The sequence below is a fragment of the Salmonella sp. 741265050_HSA genome, assembly GCF_046569445.1.
Lineage (GTDB): Bacteria > Pseudomonadota > Gammaproteobacteria > Enterobacterales > Enterobacteriaceae > Salmonella > Salmonella enterica.
The window spans coordinates 96,947-115,241 of the sequence record NZ_JBKFSV010000002.1 but is presented as its reverse complement, the minus strand read 5'-3'; the positions used below and the strand labels follow the sequence as shown (position 1 = coordinate 115,241).

Annotated in this window: 18 protein-coding genes; 14 read left to right on the top strand and 4 right to left on the bottom strand. The window is 55.6% G+C overall.

The window, feature by feature from the left end:
• The first annotated feature begins 11 nt into the window (after nt 1-11).
• The 5 genes from gtdA to dusC all read left to right on the top strand — a co-directional run bounded on the left by gtdA (nt 12) and on the right by dusC (nt 4,674).
• On the top strand, nt 12-1,049 hold the full coding sequence (gene gtdA, locus ACLD4F_RS06220; protein WP_001289857.1) for a gentisate 1,2-dioxygenase: 1,038 nt from the start codon (nt 12-14) through the stop codon (nt 1,047-1,049).
• A 15-nt stretch (nt 1,050-1,064) separates the two neighbouring features.
• Nucleotides 1,065-1,766 (top strand): fumarylacetoacetate hydrolase family protein, encoded by a 702-nt coding sequence (locus ACLD4F_RS06215; protein WP_000170621.1) that lies wholly within the window; start codon nt 1,065-1,067, stop codon nt 1,764-1,766.
• An 8-nt stretch (nt 1,767-1,774) separates the two neighbouring features.
• On the top strand, nt 1,775-2,419 hold the full coding sequence (maiA, locus tag ACLD4F_RS06210) for a maleylacetoacetate isomerase (RefSeq protein ID WP_094897077.1): 645 nt from the start codon (nt 1,775-1,777) through the stop codon (nt 2,417-2,419).
• A 14-nt stretch (nt 2,420-2,433) separates the two neighbouring features.
• Complete coding sequence (locus ACLD4F_RS06205) at nt 2,434-3,627, top strand: 3-hydroxybenzoate 6-monooxygenase (RefSeq protein ID WP_080188327.1); 1,194 nt, start codon at nt 2,434-2,436, stop codon at nt 3,625-3,627.
• Between the two features lie 108 nt (nt 3,628-3,735).
• A complete protein-coding gene (gene dusC / locus ACLD4F_RS06200) occupies nt 3,736-4,674 on the top strand; it encodes a tRNA dihydrouridine(16) synthase DusC (RefSeq protein ID WP_001264837.1) in 939 nt (312 codons plus the stop codon).
• Nucleotides 4,675-4,731: 57 nt separating this feature from the next.
• On the opposite strand, the gene yohP is transcribed toward dusC, so the two are convergent.
• Nucleotides 4,732-4,815, bottom strand: a complete 84-nt coding sequence (gene yohP / locus ACLD4F_RS06195; RefSeq protein ID WP_000698460.1) for a small membrane protein YohP — start codon at nt 4,813-4,815, stop codon at nt 4,732-4,734.
• A 317-nt stretch (nt 4,816-5,132) separates the two neighbouring features.
• Here yohP and mdtQ point away from each other — a divergent pair, with 317 nt between their 5' ends.
• Both mdtQ and ACLD4F_RS06185 read left to right on the top strand, forming a co-directional pair.
• On the top strand, nt 5,133-6,569 hold the full coding sequence (mdtQ, locus tag ACLD4F_RS06190; protein ID WP_411010731.1) for a multidrug resistance outer membrane protein MdtQ: 1,437 nt from the start codon (nt 5,133-5,135) through the stop codon (nt 6,567-6,569).
• A gap of 65 nt (nt 6,570-6,634) precedes the next feature.
• Nucleotides 6,635-7,396, top strand: a complete 762-nt coding sequence (locus ACLD4F_RS06185; protein WP_000169608.1) for an SDR family oxidoreductase — start codon at nt 6,635-6,637, stop codon at nt 7,394-7,396.
• A 48-nt stretch (nt 7,397-7,444) separates the two neighbouring features.
• On the opposite strand, the gene ACLD4F_RS06180 is transcribed toward ACLD4F_RS06185, so the two are convergent.
• Complete coding sequence (locus ACLD4F_RS06180) at nt 7,445-8,014, bottom strand: DedA family protein (protein WP_001523476.1); 570 nt, start codon at nt 8,012-8,014, stop codon at nt 7,445-7,447.
• A gap of 158 nt (nt 8,015-8,172) precedes the next feature.
• Between ACLD4F_RS06180 and ACLD4F_RS06175 the strand changes: the two genes are divergently transcribed.
• Both ACLD4F_RS06175 and pbpG read left to right on the top strand, forming a co-directional pair.
• Nucleotides 8,173-8,760 (top strand): Yip1 family protein, encoded by a 588-nt coding sequence (locus ACLD4F_RS06175; RefSeq protein WP_001017057.1) that lies wholly within the window; start codon nt 8,173-8,175, stop codon nt 8,758-8,760.
• A gap of 165 nt (nt 8,761-8,925) precedes the next feature.
• On the top strand, nt 8,926-9,873 hold the full coding sequence (gene pbpG / locus ACLD4F_RS06170; RefSeq protein WP_000911555.1) for a D-alanyl-D-alanine endopeptidase: 948 nt from the start codon (nt 8,926-8,928) through the stop codon (nt 9,871-9,873).
• 57 nt (nt 9,874-9,930) lie between these two features.
• Here pbpG and dld read toward each other — a convergent pair whose 3' ends face one another.
• Nucleotides 9,931-11,661 (bottom strand): D-lactate dehydrogenase, encoded by a 1,731-nt coding sequence (gene dld, locus ACLD4F_RS06165; protein WP_000095234.1) that lies wholly within the window; start codon nt 11,659-11,661, stop codon nt 9,931-9,933.
• A 266-nt stretch (nt 11,662-11,927) separates the two neighbouring features.
• Here dld and bglX point away from each other — a divergent pair, with 266 nt between their 5' ends.
• The 5 genes from bglX to ACLD4F_RS06140 all read left to right on the top strand — a co-directional run bounded on the left by bglX (nt 11,928) and on the right by ACLD4F_RS06140 (nt 18,151).
• The gene (bglX, locus tag ACLD4F_RS06160) at nt 11,928-14,225 is read left to right on the top strand and encodes a beta-glucosidase BglX (RefSeq protein ID WP_000871555.1); all 2,298 of its coding nucleotides are present in this window, start codon (nt 11,928-11,930) and stop codon (nt 14,223-14,225) included.
• 180 nt (nt 14,226-14,405) lie between these two features.
• Entirely contained in the window at nt 14,406-15,323 is a 918-nt protein-coding gene (locus ACLD4F_RS06155) for an ABC transporter substrate-binding protein (RefSeq protein WP_000155876.1), read from the top strand.
• A gap of 3 nt (nt 15,324-15,326) precedes the next feature.
• A complete protein-coding gene (locus ACLD4F_RS06150) occupies nt 15,327-16,496 on the top strand; it encodes an ABC transporter permease (RefSeq protein WP_023196787.1) in 1,170 nt (389 codons plus the stop codon).
• On the top strand, nt 16,489-17,436 hold the full coding sequence (locus ACLD4F_RS06145) for an ABC transporter ATP-binding protein (protein ID WP_000569166.1): 948 nt from the start codon (nt 16,489-16,491) through the stop codon (nt 17,434-17,436). Before ACLD4F_RS06150 ends, ACLD4F_RS06145 begins: the two co-directional genes overlap by 8 nt.
• Nucleotides 17,420-18,151 (top strand): ABC transporter permease, encoded by a 732-nt coding sequence (locus ACLD4F_RS06140; RefSeq protein WP_000824854.1) that lies wholly within the window; start codon nt 17,420-17,422, stop codon nt 18,149-18,151. Before ACLD4F_RS06145 ends, ACLD4F_RS06140 begins: the two co-directional genes overlap by 17 nt.
• On the opposite strand, the gene ACLD4F_RS06135 is transcribed toward ACLD4F_RS06140, so the two are convergent.
• Nucleotides 18,132-18,239, bottom strand: coding sequence for a protein YohO (locus tag ACLD4F_RS06135; protein WP_001261696.1), 108 nt, complete (start codon nt 18,237-18,239; stop codon nt 18,132-18,134). The two genes, ACLD4F_RS06140 and ACLD4F_RS06135, sit on opposite strands and share 20 nt — an antisense overlap.
• Between the last annotated feature and the right edge of the window lie 56 nt (nt 18,240-18,295).

Sequence of the window (18,295 nt, the reverse complement as noted above, 5' to 3'; positions counted from 1 at the left end):
GGAGAATCTCCATGTCTGAAATAAATCAGAACGTAAAAGATAGCCGTCAGCAGTATTACCAGCATATTTCCGGGCAGAATCTGACGCCGCTGTGGGAATCGTTACATCACCTGGTACCGCAGACGCCAAACGCCAACTGCGCGCCGGCCTACTGGAATTATCAGGAAATTCGTCCGCTACTGATGGAAAGCGGCAATGTCATTGGCGCGAAAGAGGCGATCCGCCGGGTGCTGGTGCTGGAAAATCCGGCATTGCGCGGTCAGTCGTCGATCACGGCGACCTTATATGCTGGTTTACAGTTGATCCTGCCCGGCGAAGTCGCGCCGAGTCATCGCCATAACCAGTCGGCGCTGCGTTTTATCGTCGAAGGTAAAGGCGCATTTACCGCGGTGGACGGCGAGCGCACGCCAATGCATACCGGCGATTTTATCCTGACGCCGCAGTGGCGCTGGCACGATCATGGTAATCCGGGATCAGAGCCGGTGGTATGGCTGGATGGTCTGGATCTGCCGTTAGTCAATCTCCTGGGCTGTGGTTTTGCGGAAGACTATCCCGAAGATCAGCAGCCGGTGACGCGAAAAGAGGGCGATTATCTGCCGCGCTATGCAGCGAATATGCTGCCGCTGCGCCACCAGCGCGGGAACTCGTCGCCGATTTTCAACTACCGTTACGACCGCAGCCGCGAGGCGCTGCACGATCTGACCCGTATGGGCGATCCGGATGAGTGGGAAGGTTACAAGCTGCGTTACGTTAATCCCGTCACCGGCGGTTATCCGATGCCGTCGATGGGCGCGTTCCTGCAACTGCTGCCAAAAGGCTTTGCCTCGCGTGTGGCGCGGAGCACCGACAGCACTATCTACCACGTCGTTGAAGGGGCAGGGCAGGTCACTATCGGCAACGAAACTTTTCATTTTTCCGCAAAAGACATTTTTGTGGCGCCGACCTGGCATGAGGTGTCGTTTCGCAGCAGCGAAGACACGGTGTTATTCAGCTTTTCGGACAAGCCGGTTCAGGAAGCCCTGGGGCTGTTCCGCGAAGCACGTTATTAATTAGGGAGAGAGAACATGACCAAATATGTATTCCAGCCGCAGGCCCCAGTGACAGTACCCGTGGCGGGCAGTGATGAGCAGTTTCCGGTACGTCGCGTTTACTGCGTGGGTCGCAACTATGCCGCCCATGCCCGTGAAATGGGCTTTGATCCCGATCGCGAACCGCCGTTCTTCTTTTGTAAACCAGCGGACGCTGTCGTCCCGGTAGCGGCGGGGGATACCCTGGAACTGCCGTATCCGGCGCAGACCGATAACTACCATTATGAAATTGAGCTGGTGGTGGCGATTGGTAAAAAGGGGAGCGATATCCCGCTGGAAAAAGCCCATGAATATGTCTGGGGATACGCCACCGGTCTGGACATGACGCGTCGCGATCGTCAGATGGAAATGCGCCAGATGGGACGCCCGTGGGAAATCGGCAAAGCGTTCGATCTCTCCGCGCCCATTGCGCCATTACACAAAGCCGCTGAAACGCATAATGTGGATAACGCCCCTATTTGGTTACAGGTTAACGGCGAAGACCATCAGCGCAGCGATATTCGTCATCTGATTTGGTCGGTGAATGAAACCATCAGCTATTTGTCCGGCTTCTTTGAATTGCAGCCAGGTGATTTGATTTTCACCGGTACGCCAGAGGGGGTGGGCGCCGTGGTGAAAGGGGATGTCATCACCGGGAACGTAGAAGGTCTGACGCCGATTGCTGTGAAAATTGTCTGAGGTGAACGATGAAGCTGTACAGTTTCTTTAATAGTTCGGCGTCTTATCGTGTACGTATTGCGCTGGCGTTAAAGGGGATTGATTACCAGACGGTGGGCGTCAATATTCGTATCGGCCAGCAGAATGCGCTGGCCTACCGACGGATGAATCCGGTAGGCCTGGTGCCGACGCTGGTCACTGATGACGGCGAATCGTTGGGGCAATCGCTGGCCATCGCCGACTGGCTGGACCGACATTTTCCGCAAACGCCGCTGCTGCCGACGAGCGACCCGGCGCGCAGCCAGGCGCTGGAAATTGTCTACGCTATCGCCTGCGATATACACCCAATCAATAACATGCGCGTGTTGCGCTACCTGACCGATGAGCTGAAGGTTAGCGAAGAGGATAAAAAACGCTGGTACGCCCACTGGATACAGCAAGGGTTAAGCGCGGTAGAGCAGCTATTGCGTAAAAGTCAGTCCGGACGATTCTGCGTGGGCGACGCGCCAGGCCTTGCGGACTGCTGCCTGATTCCTCAGTGGGCGAATGCGCTCAGGATGGGCTGCGATTTATCAGGCTATCCGCGCTGTAAAGCCGTTTATGACGCCTGCGTACAGCTACCGGCGTTTATTGCCGCCGCGCCGGAAAATCAACAAGATAAAATCCCGGCCTGAAAAGGAGAATGACCATGACTCACGTGACAAGCGCAATTATTGTAGGTGGCGGAATCGGCGGCGCGGCGACCGCGCTGTCGCTGGCGCGCCAGGGAATAAAAGTCATGCTGTTGGAAAAAGCGCACGAAATTGGCGAGATTGGCGCGGGTATTCAGCTTGGGCCGAACGCTTTTTCGGCGCTGGATAGTCTCGGTGTGGGCGATGTTGCCCGCCAGCGTGCGGTGTTTACCGATCACATTACCATGATGGATGCCGTGAATGCCGAAGAAGTGGTATGCATTGAAACCGGGCAGGCGTTCCGCGACCATTTTGGCGGGCCGTATGCGGTAATTCACCGGGTAGATATTCATGCAACGGTATGGGAAGCGGTGCTGACGCACCCTGGCGTGGAGTATCGTACCTCGACCCATATTGTCGATATCCGCCAGACGCCGGATGACGTTACGGTGTTTGATGAGCAGGGAAATAGCTGGACGGCGGATATTCTCGTGGGCTGCGACGGCGTTAAATCGGTCGTGCGGCAAAGTTTACTCGGCGATGTGCCGCGCGTAACGGGGCATGTAGTCTATCGGGCGGTGATTGATTGCGACGATATGCCGGACGATTTACGTATTAACGCACCGGTGCTGTGGGCAGGCCCGCATTGCCACCTGGTCCATTATCCGCTGCGCGGAGGCCAACAGTACAATCTGGTGGTGACATTCCACAGCCGCCAGCAAGAAGAGTGGGGCGTGAAAGACGGCAGTAAAGAAGAGGTGCTCTCTTATTTTGCCGGTATTCATCCCCGCCCGCGTCAGATGTTGGACAAGCCGACCTCCTGGCGCCGCTGGTCGACCGCCGATCGCGAGCCGGTCGCGAAATGGGGAACCGAGCGTATCACTCTGGTGGGCGACGCCGCGCATCCGGTGGCGCAATATATGGCCCAGGGCGCCTGTATGGCGCTGGAAGACGCCGTCACGCTAGGCAAAGCGCTGGAACGCTGCGACGGCGACGCGCAGCAGGCATTTGCGCTGTATGAGTCGGTGCGCATTCCCCGCACGGCGCGTATCGTCTGGTCTACCCGCGAGATGGGGCGTCTCTATCACGCCGCCGGGGTGGAGCGTCAGGTGCGTAATCTGTTGTGGAAAGGGAAATCGCAGGAGGCGTTTTATCGCGGTATCGAATGGCTGTACGGCTGGAAAGAAGATAACTGTCTTGAGCCGCGTTGAGCGCCTTACGTGACGTAGCGTGGCGTTTGCGCCGCCACCCGGCAAAAAGTTTTGCTCATCGCAGAGAGGCGTTATGATAGCGCCTCTTTTTTTGCTGTGGATACCGATATGCGTGTTTTACTGGCGCCGATGGAAGGCGTGCTCGACGCGTTAGTGCGCGAGCTGCTGACCGAAGTGAATGATTACGATCTCTGCATCACCGAATTTGTGCGCGTGGTGGATCAGCTGCTGCCGGTAAAAGTGTTTCATCGCATCTGCCCGGAGTTGCATCACGCCAGCCGCACGCCGTCCGGCACGCCGGTGCGTATTCAGCTTCTGGGCCAGCATCCGCAGTGGCTGGCGGAAAACGCCGCGCGGGCGACGGCGTTGGGATCGTATGGCGTGGACCTGAACTGCGGCTGTCCGTCAAAAGTGGTGAACGGCAGCGGCGGCGGCGCGACATTGCTCAAAGATCCCGAACTCATCTATCAGGGCGCGAAAGCGATGCGGGCCGCGGTACCGTCGCATCTGCCGGTGACGGTAAAAGTGCGTCTCGGCTGGGATAGCGGCGATAGAAAATTTGAAATCGCCGATGCGGTGCAGCAGGCCGGCGCCAGTGAACTGGTGGTGCATGGTCGTACCAAAGCGCAGGGCTACCGCGCCGAGCATATCGACTGGCAGGCGATCGGCGAAATACGCCAGCGTCTGACTATTCCGGTTATCGCGAATGGCGAAATCTGGGACTGGCAGAGCGCGCAGGCATGTATGGCGACCAGCGGCTGCGATGCGGTGATGATCGGCCGTGGGGCGTTAAATATTCCTAACCTGAGCCGGGTGGTGAAGTATAACGAGCCGCGTATGCCGTGGCCGGAAGTGGTGACGTTATTACAAAAATATACCCGACTGGAAAAGCAGGGCGATACCGGTTTATATCATGTCGCGCGTATTAAACAGTGGTTGGGATATTTACGTAAGGAATATATTGAGGCGATAGAACTTTTTCAGTCGATTCGGGCGTTAAACCGTTCGTCCGAGATTGCGCGGGCGATTCAGGCTATTAAAATCTAATCTCTACAGCGTCCAGAACGTGTGCCGGGCAGATACTATCGCTGCCCGGCGCAGGAATCAGAAAATCATCTTAAACACGCCCGTTACCACCAACAGCCCAATCAGAAAAATAATTAAGATTGCCCATAGAAGAATTTTCATTGTTTGTCCCTTTATTGGTAAATACAAACAAAGTATAGGAAAGTATTAAGCCATCTGCTGCTTTGTTGGGCGCGGCGACGTTTAACTCATGAAGGCTGCTGGCGCGTATTGCAGCAAAATCGTTCATTTATTAACGGGTTAATGGGGCTTTACATTGAATCATTACATCAAAAAATGTATCAGATGAAATTATTTGCTAATCATATAAATTTCAAAATATGTCTTTTGTTGTCTGATGATGTATTGCCACGCGTAACTAAAAAATAGATCGCCGTAAGACGTACTCTCTGCGCACCTTTTTTTATCAGAACACCTCCATGAATCGTAATTCTTTCCTTGCCGCGACAGCGAGCTTACCGCTTTTTATTTTGCTGGCGGGCTGCGCCCCTATGCACGATACCCGCCAGTCGCTGACCCAGCAGACGCCCTCTTCTCATGTTGATTCCAGCCTGCCGGCGGCATTGAAAAACGGTTGGCCGGATAGCCAGTGGTGGAAGGCGTATCACGATGCGCAGCTTGACGCGCTGATTGATAATGCCATACAGCATTCGCCGGATATGCAGGTGGCTGAACAGCGTATTCAACTGGCGGAAGCGCAGGCGAAAGCGGTTGAGGCGCAGGACGGCCCGCAGCTCGACTTTTCTGCCGACATTGAGCGCCAGCGAATGTCCGCGGAAGGGCTGATGGGGCCATTCGCGATTACCGACCCTGCGGCGGGAACGACCGGGCCGTGGTATACCAACGGTACATTTGGCCTGACGGCGGGCTGGGATCTGGATTTATGGGGGAAAAACCGCGCTGAAGTTACCGCGCGGATCGGGGCGGTCAAAGCGCGCGAAGCGGAGCAGGAGCAGACCCGACAACTGCTGGCAAGCGGCGTGGCGCGACTCTACTGGGAGTGGCAGACGCAGGCGGCGCTGAAAAATGTGCTGACGCAAATCGAGCATGAGCAGCAAAACGTGGTGGCGGTAAACCGGGAGCTGTATCAACACGGTATTACTTCTTCTGTTGAAGGGGTCGAGACCGATATCGACGCCAGTAAAACCCAGCAGCAGCTGAATGACGTTAACGGTAAAATGAAGGTCATTGAAGCGCGGCTCAGCGCGTTAACCAATACGCAATCGGCGGCGCTCAAGCTACGTCAGGTGAGTCTCCCCGCCGTTGAAAGCCAGTTACCGTCGCAACTGGGGTATTCGTTGCTGGCGCGCCGGGCGGATCTGCAGGCCGCGCACTGGTACATTGAATCCTCGTTGAGCAGCATTGACGCCGCGAAGGCCGCGTTTTATCCCGATATCAATCTGATGGCTTTTTTACAGCAGGATGCGTTACATCTGAGCGATCTGTTCCGCCATTCCGCACAGCAATATGGCATTACCGGCGGGCTGACGCTGCCGATTTTCGACAGCGGCAGGCTGAATGCCAACCTCGATATCGCCAAAGCGCAAAGCAATCTTTCTATCGCCAACTACAACAAAGCGGTGGTAGATGCGGTTAATGATGTGGCGCGCGCCGCCAGTCAGGTAGAGACGCTGGCGCAGAAAAATCAGCATCAGCAGCAGATTGAGCATGACGCGCAGCGTGTGGTCGGTCTGGCGCAAGCGCGCTTTAATGCCGGCATTATTGCGGGTTCCCGCGTGAGCGAGGCCAAAATCCCGGCACTGCGCGAGCAGTGTAACGGCTTGCTGTTGCAGGGCCAGTGGCTGGATGCCTCTATTCAGCTTACCAGCGCGCTGGGCGGCGGTTATCATTCCTGATTTTTCCGGATGATTCAGACAGGGTTCCTATACTTAGGCTGTGTATGAATCATCCGGAGAGGAATATGACCAAAGTCGCAATTGTAACGGCATCAGATTCGGGAATTGGCAAAGCGTGTGCGTTGTTATTAGCACAAAACGGTTTTGATATTGGTATCACCTGGCATTCCGATGAACGCGGCGCGCAGGAGACGGCAAAAAAAGCGGCGCAGTTTGGTGTGCGGGCAGAGACCATTCATCTTGACCTGAGCCAGTTACCCGAGGGCGCGCAGGCCATTGAACATCTTATCCAGCGCCTGGGGCGCGTTGACGTGCTGGTCAATAATGCCGGGGCGATGACCAAATCCGCGTTTATTGATATGCCGTTTACGCAGTGGCGGCAAATTTTTACCGTGGACGTCGATGGCGCGTTTCTCTGCGCGCAGATCGCCGCCCGGCATATGATTAAACAAGGAGAGGGAGGGCGTATTATCAACATCACCTCCGTCCATGAGCATACGCCGCTTCCGCAAGCCAGCGCCTATACCGCGGCGAAACATGCGCTGGGGGGATTGACTAAATCCATGGCGCTGGAACTGATTGAACATCATATTTTGGTCAACGCCGTCGCGCCAGGCGCTATCGCCACGCCGATGAATGATATGGATGACAGCGACATTGAGCCGGGATCGGAACCCTCGATCCCTATCGCCCGACCGGGTTCTACGCATGAAATAGCCAGCCTCGTCGCCTGGCTGTGTTCGGAAGGAGCAAGCTATACCACCGGTCAGTCGCTGATTGTCGACGGCGGGTTTATGCTGGCAAATCCGCAATTCAACGCAAAATAAACGCCGGGTGCCGGATGGCGGCGTTATGCCATCCGGATACCATCGGGTTTAACGGGCCTCCGCTTTGCCGCGTCTTTTCAGCCACCAGCGCACGCCCACCACCAGGACGATGGCCAGAATCAGCCAGACCCCGTGCCTGAGATGCTGATCGAGGTCGTGCAGCCATGGCGCGATCACCTCGCCGCCAAGATATCCCAGCGTGGTAAACAGCAGCGCCCAGATCAGCGCGCCTACAATATTCAGCGGCAGAAAAATTTTAGGCGGCAGGCGGCTGGCGCCAATCAGCAGCGGGCCAACCACCCGGAAGCCGTACATAAAACGCGTGCCGATCACAAACAGATACGGATGGCGTTGGATCATTTTCTGCGCGCGACGAATCTTCGTATGATAACGCGGGAAACGACGCAGGATCTTCCCGCCATAGCATCGTCCTAACAGGTAAAGTAGCTGATCGCCCATCATCCCTCCCAGCGCGACGGCCGCCGCCACCAGCGGAAACTTGAGCAATCCCTGATGCGCCGCGACGCCCCCCAACAGGGTAACGGTTTCACCTTCGGCCATACTGCCGATAACCAGCGCCGCATAGCCATAATGCGTAATAAGCGTGTTGATATCCATGCGTAAACCACCTCCGGCATTAAGCATACACCCTGGCAAGAGGCGTGCGTGGCAAAGCCGACGTTTTGCCGGAGACTATTTTGCCATTGCTCATAAAATAACCAGAAACTGAATTATACTTGAACATATTGGCATCTGAGGCAGCAGAAGGGGGCAGTATGAACCATGTATGGGGGCTTTTTTCCCATCCCGATCGGGAAATGCAGGTGATCAAAAGCGAAAACGAAACCGTTTCGCATCACTATACGCACCATGTTTTGCTGATGGCGGCGATTCCCGTCGTCTGCGCCTTTATCGGCACGACGCAAATCGGCTGGAATTTTGGCGACGGCAACGTGTTACAACTCTCGCTGTTTACCGCTTTTGCGCTGGCGGTCTTGTTCTACGGCGTGATGCTGGCGGGCGTCGCGGTGATGGGACGCGTCATCTGGTGGATGGCGCGAAACTATCCGCAACGGCCATCGCTTGCGCGCTGTATGGTTTTTGCCGGCTATGTCGCGACGCCGCTGTTTTTAAGTGGTCTGGTGGCGCTCTATCCCCTGGTATGGCTATGCGCACTGGTCGGCGCTGTCGCGCTCTTTTACACCGGCTATTTGCTGTATTTGGGTATTCCGACTTTCCTTAACATTAATAGAGAGGAAGGATTAAGCTTCTCCAGTTCGACGCTCGCTATCGGCGTGCTGGTCCTGGAGGTGCTACTGGCGATCACCGTGATCCTGTGGGGATACGGCTACCGCCTGTTCTGATGCGAAAAAGGGCTGGCGCAAAAGCCAGCAATGCAGCATTTGCTGACGATTCTTCTGTAGCGGCAACGCTGGCGTGCCGCTATGATGCCACTGCTAGCTTGAGTATAATCTTAGCTCAGGCGGTGTGCGTTACGACGCGCGTGAATCATTATCAGAAATCTCATCATGCTGAAATTCCGAGCTTCATTCCTGAGCCTTGCTCTGATGTTGGCCGTACCTTTTGCCCCGCAGGCCGTGGCGAAAACGGCAGCGACAACCGCGGCGTCTCAACCTGAGATTGCCTCCGGTAGCGCAATGATTGTTGATCTCAACACCAATAAAGTGATCTATTCGAACCACCCGGATCTGGTGCGTCCGATTGCTTCAATAACCAAATTAATGACGGCGATGGTCGTGCTCGACGCGCGATTGCCGCTGGATGAAATACTGAAGGTCGATATCAGCCAGACGCCGGAAATGAAAGGGGTTTACTCCCGCGTGCGCCTGAACAGCGAAATTAGCCGCAAAAATATGTTGCTGCTGGCGTTGATGTCATCCGAAAACCGTGCGGCGGCAAGCCTGGCGCACTATTATCCTGGCGGTTATAACGCGTTTATTAAAGCGATGAATGCGAAGGCGAAAGCGCTGGGCATGACGCATACCCGCTTCGTTGAGCCGACGGGGCTGTCGATTCATAACGTCTCGACCGCGCGGGATTTAACAAAATTGCTGATTGCCACGAAGCAATACCCGCTGATTGGCCAGCTAAGCACCACGCGCGAAGACATGGCGACATTCTCGCATCCGGCGTATACGCTGCCGTTTCGCAATACCAACCATTTGGTCTACCGTGATAACTGGAATATCCAGTTAACGAAAACCGGTTTTACCAATGCGGCGGGGCATTGCCTGGTGATGCGTACCGTGATCAATAACAAACCGGTCGCGCTGGTGGTCATGGACGCGTTCGGCAAATATACCCACTTTGCGGACGCCAGTCGCCTGCGTACATGGATTGAAACCGGTAAAGTCATGCCCGTTCCGGCTGCCGCGCTGAGCTATAAAAAGCAAAAAGCCGCGCAAATGGCGGCAGCCAGCGCCAGTGCCGGGGCGCAAACCGCACAGAACGATTAAGTAGCCGCAGGCCCGGCAGGCATCGCGCCGCCGGGCTTCACGGTAAACCGCACGGTGTTAATGCGTTTCGTCGGGCGTATTTTCCTGCCAGAATTTCCGCTTACTCGTTTTGCCGATACCGGGGTTCATACTGTTGGTTGGGTCATTTTGCCGATAAAAACGCGTCAGCGTTTCCGGCGCTTTATACAGATGTCCAACGTTGTGCTCCGCCGGGTATTGTGCCCCGCGCGCCTGCAACAGCTCCAGCATTTGCGCTTTCAGCGCATGGACGTCGACGCCTTTCTTCACGATATAGTCCTGATGAAAAACGTGGCACATAAAGTGGCCGTAATAGAGTTTATGTACCAGTTGGCTGTCGATTTCCGGCGGCAGATGCTCGAACCAGTCGGTATCGTTGCGGCGCAGGGCGATATCCAGCGCCAGGATATCTTCCACTTCATCAGCGTGTACGGCCTGATAACGAATCGCTGCGCCAGCAGCGGCGAAGCGGTGCAGGAAGGCTTTGCTGCCTTCTTCCGGCGTACAGGTGAAGAAACCGCCCTCAGCGGATTTAAAAAATTCATTCAGCCAGCGTTGCGCTTCTGCGACGCCGTCTCCCGCCATTTTTAACAGCAGATGATGCTCATATTTATCGCGCCAGTTTTTCATTCGCGGCGGCAGATGGCTGGGAAACAGGTGGCCGAATTTCTGCATCGCGCGGTCGGTGAAATGCGGACGGAAAAATTTTACTTTTTCCAGCATCGCATCGGTTCGGCCTTTTAGCGTGAAAAAGAATGGCATCTTGTCGGTGCCGAGTTTATCGATCATCAGAAAGGTATCTTTACCGTACTGCTCCGCAATATCGTAGATATCGCGATGCATATATTCTCCCGCCACTGGCAGATTGTCGAAGTTCGCCAGAATATGCCGACGGATTTCAGTCAGTACCGCGGGCTGATTAGTGCCGATATAAAAAACCTGCTGATTTTTTTCCGCTGCAAAGGTATCAAGGCGAACGGCAAAAACCGCCAGTTTTCCGGCGCAGCCGGAAGATTCAAACAAACGGTCCGGGTCGGCGTTATAGCGGGCGGGCGTATCGGCGTTGATATCTCGTACCCGCGTCACATAGTCGTGATCGTGCGCATGACGACCATCGTGACGCACATCCTCATCTTTAATCCGTTCATCATCCAGCTTGCTCAGGATCTGCTCCGGGGTATGCCCAAGATCGATACCCAGATGATTGACCAGTTGCAGTTTGCCTTGCTCGTCAATACGGGCAAAGAGCGACATCTCGGTATAGGCCGGGCCGCGCTGCACCAGCGAGCCGCCGGAGTTATTACAGATGCCGCCGATGACCGACGCGCCGATACACGACGAACCAATCACCGAGTGCGGTTCACGGCCCAGCGGTTTAAGCGCTTTTTCCAGCGCATAGAGCGTCGTACCGGGCCAGGCCAGAACCTGTTGGCCGTTATCCAGTAAGTGCAGCTTATCCAGCCGCTGGGTGCTGATAATCACAATATCGCGATCGTAGTCGTTGCCGTTCGGCGTGGAGCCTTCCGTCAGACCGGTGTTGGCGGCCTGCATCAGAATAATTTTGTCAGCGTTAACGCAGGCGTTGAGCACACGCCACAGTTCCAGTAATGAACCCGGGAAAACAACGGCCAGCGCGTCGCCCTGACCGGAACGGAAACCCTTGCGATAGCGGGCGGTTTTGGCGGGGTCTGTCAGCAGGTGAGAATGGCCTACCAGGCGGGCCAGCTCATTCAGGAACGTTTTATTATCAGTCATTGTTATGGAAGACATTCTCCACTCCTTGTGGTGGGACAAAATATCAGCGTTAAGCATAGCGCTTGGTATGACAATACGCTTTCTCATTCAAATTGTCTCTGTGTTGGTGGTATTCATTTGCCGCCTTGATACCATTTGCTGGCGGTTGCGTATTCGACTGTGCGGAAAATTAGGAGAATAACCTTCGCTTTCTTCTCCTCTCGCGTTTAGGCTTATGGCAAACTGCGGTTTTTATTCTGTTTTTACCGCCTCGTCGGGATAAAGATAAAGAGAGACTCAACATGAAATGGTTATGTTCAGTAGGTGTTGCTGTGAGTCTGGCGATGCAGCCAGCATTGGCGGAAAACCTGTTTGGCAATCACCCGCTGACGCCCGAAGCGCGCGACGCGTTCGTCACGGATTTACTCAAGAAAATGACTGTCGATGAAAAAATTGGTCAGTTACGTCTGATTAGCGTCGGCCCTGATAACCCGAAAGAAGCGATTCGCGAGATGATCAAAGACGGGCAGGTAGGGGCGATTTTCAATACCGTCACCCGCCAGGATATCCGTCAAATGCAGGATCAGGTGATGGCATTGAGCCGCCTGAAAATTCCTCTCTTTTTTGCCTATGACGTGGTACACGGCCAGCGAACCGTCTTCCCGATAAGCCTCGGTCTGGCTTCTTCTTTTAATCTGGATGCGGTAAGAACCGTAGGACGCGTATCGGCGTATGAAGCGGCGGACGACGGTCTGAATATGACCTGGGCGCCGATGGTGGATGTCTCCCGGGATCCGCGTTGGGGACGCGCCTCCGAAGGCTTTGGCGAAGATACATATTTAACCTCCATCATGGGCGAAACAATGGTGAAAGCGATGCAGGGCAAAAGTCCGGCGGATCGCTACTCGGTGATGACCAGCGTGAAACATTTTGCCGCCTATGGCGCCGTTGAAGGCGGTAAAGAATACAACACCGTGGATATGAGTTCCCAGCGTCTGTTTAATGACTACATGCCGCCATACAAAGCGGGGCTGGATGCGGGGAGCGGTGCGGTGATGGTGGCGCTGAACTCGCTGAACGGTACGCCTGCGACGTCAGATTCCTGGCTATTGAAAGATGTCCTGCGCGATGAGTGGGGCTTTAAGGGAATTACCGTTTCCGACCACGGCGCTATTAAAGAACTGATTAAACACGGTACCGCGGCCGACCCGGAAGATGCGGTGCGTGTGGCGCTAAAGGCAGGGGTGGATATGAGCATGGCGGATGAGTATTACAGCAAATATCTGCCGGGTCTGATTAAGTCGGGCAAAGTGACGATGGCGGAACTGGACGACGCGACGCGCCATGTGCTCAACGTAAAATATGACATGGGATTGTTTAACGACCCCTATAGCCATCTGGGACCGAAAGAGAGCGACCCGGTGGACACCAATGCCGAAAGCCGCCTGCATCGTAAAGAGGCGCGGGAAGTGGCGCGGGAAAGTGTGGTACTGCTGAAAAACCGGCTGGAAACGCTGCCGTTGAAAAAATCGGGCACCATTGCTGTTGTTGGGCCGCTGGCCGACAGTCAACGTGATGTAATGGGAAGCTGGTCTGCTGCTGGGGTCGCGAATCAGTCGGTGACGGTGCTGGCGGGTATTCAAAATGCCGTCGGCGACGGGGCGAAGATCCTCTATGCCAAAGGGGCGAATATCACTAACGATAAAGACATCGTCGATTTCTTAAACCTGTATGAAGAGGCGGTGAAAATCGATCCGCGCTCACCGCAGGCGATGATTGATGAGGCGGTGCAGGCGGCGAAACAGGCCGATGTGGTGGTCGCGGTGGTAGGCGAGTCGCAGGGGATGGCGCATGAAGCCTCCAGCCGTACCAATATCACCATTCCGCAGAGTCAGCGCGACTTAATCACCGCTCTGAAAGCCACCGGTAAGCCGCTGGTACTGGTATTAATGAACGGCAGACCGCTGGCGCTGGTAAAAGAAGATCAACAGGCCGATGCGATTCTGGAGACCTGGTTTGCCGGGACGGAAGGCGGCAACGCCATTGCCGATGTGCTGTTTGGCGATTACAACCCGTCAGGGAAACTGCCGATCTCCTTCCCGCGTTCGGTGGGACAAATTCCGGTCTATTACAGCCATCTCAATACGGGACGCCCGTATAATCCTGAAAAGCCAAACAAATACACCTCACGTTATTTTGACGAAGCGAATGGCCCGCTCTATCCGTTTGGTTACGGTCTGAGCTACACCACATTTACGGTGTCTGACGTCACGCTCTCCTCACCGACAATGCAACGCGACGGCAAAGTCACGGCCAGCGTAGAGGTCACGAACACCGGTAAACGCGAAGGGGCTACGGTCATCCAGATGTACTTACAGGATGTCACGGCGTCAATGAGCCGCCCGGTGAAGCAATTAAAAGGCTTTGAAAAAATCACCCTCAAGCCCGGCGAAAGTAAAACCGTGAGTTTCCCGATTGATATCGAGGCGCTGAAGTTCTGGAATCAGCAGATGAAATATGACGCGGAACCCGGCAAGTTCAACGTCTTTATCGGCGTGGATTCCGCTCGCGTTAAACAAGGATCGTTCGAGCTACTGTAAGCCTGCCGTCAACAGGGCGCGATAGCAGCGCCCTGTCTGGCAATGACTTTTCCTGTCCCCCCTTTTATTGCCTGCCACGTCACTTAAACTGCCGGAAAATCCCAGGTTAAACGCAGACTTTTCAACTATGCTTTTTTCTCAAGTCTCTGAAAAAGGCCGTAAAAGGATGAGGAAAGCATCATGACGATCTCAAAGCTATGGGTAAGTTCGCTGGCGTTGCTGGCGACGGTGAGTTTACCTCTACAGGCGGCATCGCCCGTGACGGTCGGGTCAAAGATTGATACCGAAGGCGCACTGCTCGGCAACATGATTTTGCAGGTACTGGAAAGCCACGGCGTTAAAACGGTCAATAAAATTCAGCTCGGGACGACGCCAGTCGTTCGTGGCGCGATTACCGCCGGAGAGCTGGATATCTATCCGGAATACACCGGTAACGGGGCGTTCTTTTTTAAAGATGAAAACGATCCGGCATGGAAAAATGCAAAGCAAGGCTTTGAGAAAGTCAAAAAACTGGATGCGGAGCAGAATAAGCTGGTCTGGTTGACGCCTGCGCCGGCCAACAACACCTGGACCATCGCGGTACGCCAGGACATCGCGGAAAAAAATAAACTCTCCTCGCTTGCCGATCTCAGCCGTTATCTGAAAGAGGGCGGCACTTTTAAACTGGCGGCGTCTGCGGAATTTATCGAACGGGCGGATGCTCTGCCGGCATTTGAAAAAGCCTATGATTTTACCTTGAATCAGAACCAGCTCTTGTCGCTGGCGGGCGGCGATACGGCGGTCACGATCAAAGCCGCCGCGCAACAAACATCCGGCGTTAACGCCGCGATGGCGTATGGCACCGACGGCCCGGTCGCCGCGCTGGGTCTGCAAACCCTGAGCGACCCGAAAGGCGTCCAGCCTATCTATGCCCCCGCGCCGGTAGTACGTGAATCGGTGTTACAGGCCTATCCGCAGATAGCCGACTGGCTGCAACCCGTTTTCGCCAGCCTTGATGAGAAAACGCTGCAACAGTTGAACGCCAGAATCGCCGTAGAAGGGCTGGATGCGAAAAAAGTCGCCGCAGATTACCTCCGACAAAAAGGGTGGGTGAAGTAATCTGTGAGTGATGCTGCCAAAAAAATCACGGTTAATCGTGTGCTGTTGCTGTTGGTTGTTCTGACCCTGCTTGCTGTCGCGCTGCCTTTCATTAATTACGCCCCGAATCGTCTGGTGAGCGGCGAGGGGCGCCAGTTATGGGAGATCTGGCCGGCGACCATCTGGATGCTGACTGGCGCGGGATGCGCGCTGTTTACGTTGTGCTTTGTACCCGGTAAACGCGGTAGCGTACTGACGCTGATGATGGCGCAGACGCTTTTTATTGTCATGCTGTGGGGAGTCGGCAGGGCGGCGACCCAGTTGGCGCAGGAGGGCAGCCCGCTGGCGCGTACCAGTCTGGGAAGTGGATTGTGGCTGGGCCTCGGTCTGATGCTGCTGGCCTGTAGCGATGCGATCCGCCGTATTACCGTTGGGCCGCTGTGGCGCTGGTTGCTGCACGCGCAAATTGTCATTGTCCCGCTGGCGCTGCTGTTTTCAGGCACGTTCGACAACCTCTCGCTTCTGAAAGAGTATACCAACCGCCAGGATGTTTTCGATGCCGCGCTGGTGCAACATTTGATGTTACTGGCGGGCACGGTGCTGCCGGCGCTGGCGATCGGACTACCGTTGGGCGTCTGGTGTTATTTTTCCGCCTCACGCCAGGGGCCGGTGTTTACCGTGCTGAATGTGATCCAGACTATCCCTTCCGTCGCGCTGTTTGGCCTGCTGATTGCGCCGTTGGCCGGGCTGGTGAAACAGTTTCCGTGGCTTGCCGCATTCGGCGTCGCGGGAACCGGCATGACGCCTGCACTGATAGCGCTGGTGCTCTATGCGTTATTGCCGCTGGTGCGCGGCGTGGTCGCCGGGCTCAATCAGGTGCCGCGCGATGTGCTGGAGAGCGCAAGAGCAATGGGAATGAGTAGCGGCCAGCGCTTCAGGCATGTGCAACTGCCGCTGGCGCTGCCGGTCTTTTTACGTAGCCTGCGGGTAGTAATGGTTCAGACAGTGGGAATGGCCGTCGTCGCCGCGCTGATTGGCGCGGGAGGTTTCGGCGCGCTGGTGTTTCAGGGGCTATTGAGCAGCGCCATTGATTTAGTCCTGTTGGGCGTCATTCCGGTGATTGCGCTGGCGGTAGTGATCGACGCGCTGTTTGATTTATGGATCGCGTTTTTGAAGGGAGCAACCGATGATTGAATTTAACCATGTCAGTAAAACCTTCGGCGATCAACAGGCTGTTAGCGACCTCAATTTGCACTTTAGCGAAGGCAGCTTTTCGGTGTTAATTGGCACCTCCGGTTCGGGAAAATCGACCACTCTGAAGATGATTAACCGGCTGGTAGAGCATGATAGCGGAACGATCCGTTTTGCCGGGGAAGAGATCCGCAGCCTGCCGGTGCTTGAACTGCGCCGTCGCATGGGCTATGCCATTCAGTCTATCGGTCTTTTTCCCCACTGGACGGTGGCGCAAAATATCGCCACCGTACCGCAACTACAAAAGTGGTCGCGTGCGCGGATTAACGATCGTATTGATGAACTGATGGCATTATTGGGTCTGGAAAGCGCGCTGCGCGATCGTTATCCGCATCAGCTTTCCGGCGGGCAACAGCAGCGGGTCGGCGTTGCGCGGGCGCTGGCTGCCGATCCGCAGGTATTGCTGATGGACGAGCCTTTCGGCGCGCTTGATCCGGTAACGCGCGGCGCATTGCAGCAGGAGATGACCCGCATTCATCAGCTGCTGGGGCGCACCATCGTACTGGTGACGCACGACATCGACGAGGCGCTACGCCTCGCCGACCATCTGGTGCTGATGGACGGGGGCCACGTTATCCAACAGGGATCGCCGCTTTCTATGCTGACCTCGCCGGAAAATGATTTCGTGCAGGCGTTTTTTGGCCGCAGCGAGCTGGGCGTAAGGCTGCTTTCGTTACGTAGCGTAGGCGATTATGTACGCCGGCATGAACAGCTCAGCGGCGACGCGCTGGTGGAAGAGATGACGCTACGCGATGCACTATCGATGTTTGTCGCCCGTCGGTGCGACGTCCTGCCGGTGGCGAATCAGCAAGGCGAGCCCTGCGGTACGCTCCATTTCCGCGATCTGCTTTCGGAGACGTCCCCTCGTGAAACGACTGTGTGATCCGCTTCTCTGGCTTATTGTTCTGTTCTTGCTTCTGCTGTTTGGATTGCCTTATAGCCAGCCGTTCTTCGCCGCGCTGTTTCCCGATTTACCGCGCCCGGTATACCAACAGGAGAGTTTTGCCGCCCTCGCGCTCGCCCATTTCTGGTTGGTGGGCATCTCAAGTTTGTTTGCCGTCGTGGTGGGCGTCGGCGCAGGGATTGCGGTCACGCGAGAAAGTGGGAAAGAGTTTCGTCCCCTGGTGGAGACTATCGCCGCCGTCGGGCAGACCTTTCCGCCGGTCGCGGTACTGGCGATCGCGGTACCCGTCATGGGTTTTGGTCAGCAACCGGCCATTATCGCCTTGATCCTGTATGGGGTGTTGCCCATCCTGCAGGCGACCCTGGCCGGGCTGGGCGCGGTGCCTGCCAGCGTGATGAGCGTTGCCAGCGGTATGGGAATGAGCCGTCGCCAACAGTTGTATCAGGTTGAGCTGCCGCTGGCCGCGCCGGTGATTCTGGCGGGCATCCGAACCTCGGTGATTATCAATATTGGTACGGCGACCATCGCTTCAACGGTGGGGGCCAGTACGTTAGGCACGCCGATCATTATCGGGCTTAGCGGCTTTAATACGGCCTATGTTATCCAGGGGGCGCTGCTGGTGGCGCTGGCGGCGATCATTATCGATCGCCTGTTTGAAAGGCTGACGCGCGCGCTTACCCGGCACGCAAAATAAAACTGTAACCTGCCAGCATCACGCCGCCGATACCGCCAATAGCCATCAGCAGGAAAAGGGCGATCACCCCGATTTTCGCTACGCGCATTATGTACTCCTTATGTTAATAAAAGGAGTATACATTAAAGCGAATTTGTTAGCTGC

Coding starts and splice junctions, on each gene's coding strand:
- gtdA (WP_001289857.1), top strand. CDS start 12: ATGTCTGAAATAAATCAGAACGTAAAAGATAGCCGTCAGCAGTATTAC.
- ACLD4F_RS06215 (WP_000170621.1), top strand. CDS start 1,065: ATGACCAAATATGTATTCCAGCCGCAGGCCCCAGTGACAGTACCCGTG.
- maiA (WP_094897077.1), top strand. CDS start 1,775: ATGAAGCTGTACAGTTTCTTTAATAGTTCGGCGTCTTATCGTGTACGT.
- ACLD4F_RS06205 (WP_080188327.1), top strand. CDS start 2,434: ATGACTCACGTGACAAGCGCAATTATTGTAGGTGGCGGAATCGGCGGC.
- dusC (WP_001264837.1), top strand. CDS start 3,736: ATGCGTGTTTTACTGGCGCCGATGGAAGGCGTGCTCGACGCGTTAGTG.
- yohP (WP_000698460.1), bottom strand. CDS start 4,815: ATGAAAATTCTTCTATGGGCAATCTTAATTATTTTTCTGATTGGGCTG.
- mdtQ (WP_411010731.1), top strand. CDS start 5,133: ATGAATCGTAATTCTTTCCTTGCCGCGACAGCGAGCTTACCGCTTTTT.
- ACLD4F_RS06185 (WP_000169608.1), top strand. CDS start 6,635: ATGACCAAAGTCGCAATTGTAACGGCATCAGATTCGGGAATTGGCAAA.
- ACLD4F_RS06180 (WP_001523476.1), bottom strand. CDS start 8,014: ATGGATATCAACACGCTTATTACGCATTATGGCTATGCGGCGCTGGTT.
- ACLD4F_RS06175 (WP_001017057.1), top strand. CDS start 8,173: ATGAACCATGTATGGGGGCTTTTTTCCCATCCCGATCGGGAAATGCAG.
- pbpG (WP_000911555.1), top strand. CDS start 8,926: ATGCTGAAATTCCGAGCTTCATTCCTGAGCCTTGCTCTGATGTTGGCC.
- dld (WP_000095234.1), bottom strand. CDS start 11,661: ATGTCTTCCATAACAATGACTGATAATAAAACGTTCCTGAATGAGCTG.
- bglX (WP_000871555.1), top strand. CDS start 11,928: ATGAAATGGTTATGTTCAGTAGGTGTTGCTGTGAGTCTGGCGATGCAG.
- ACLD4F_RS06155 (WP_000155876.1), top strand. CDS start 14,406: ATGACGATCTCAAAGCTATGGGTAAGTTCGCTGGCGTTGCTGGCGACG.
- ACLD4F_RS06145 (WP_000569166.1), top strand. CDS start 16,489: ATGATTGAATTTAACCATGTCAGTAAAACCTTCGGCGATCAACAGGCT.
- ACLD4F_RS06135 (WP_001261696.1), bottom strand. CDS start 18,239: ATGCGCGTAGCGAAAATCGGGGTGATCGCCCTTTTCCTGCTGATGGCT.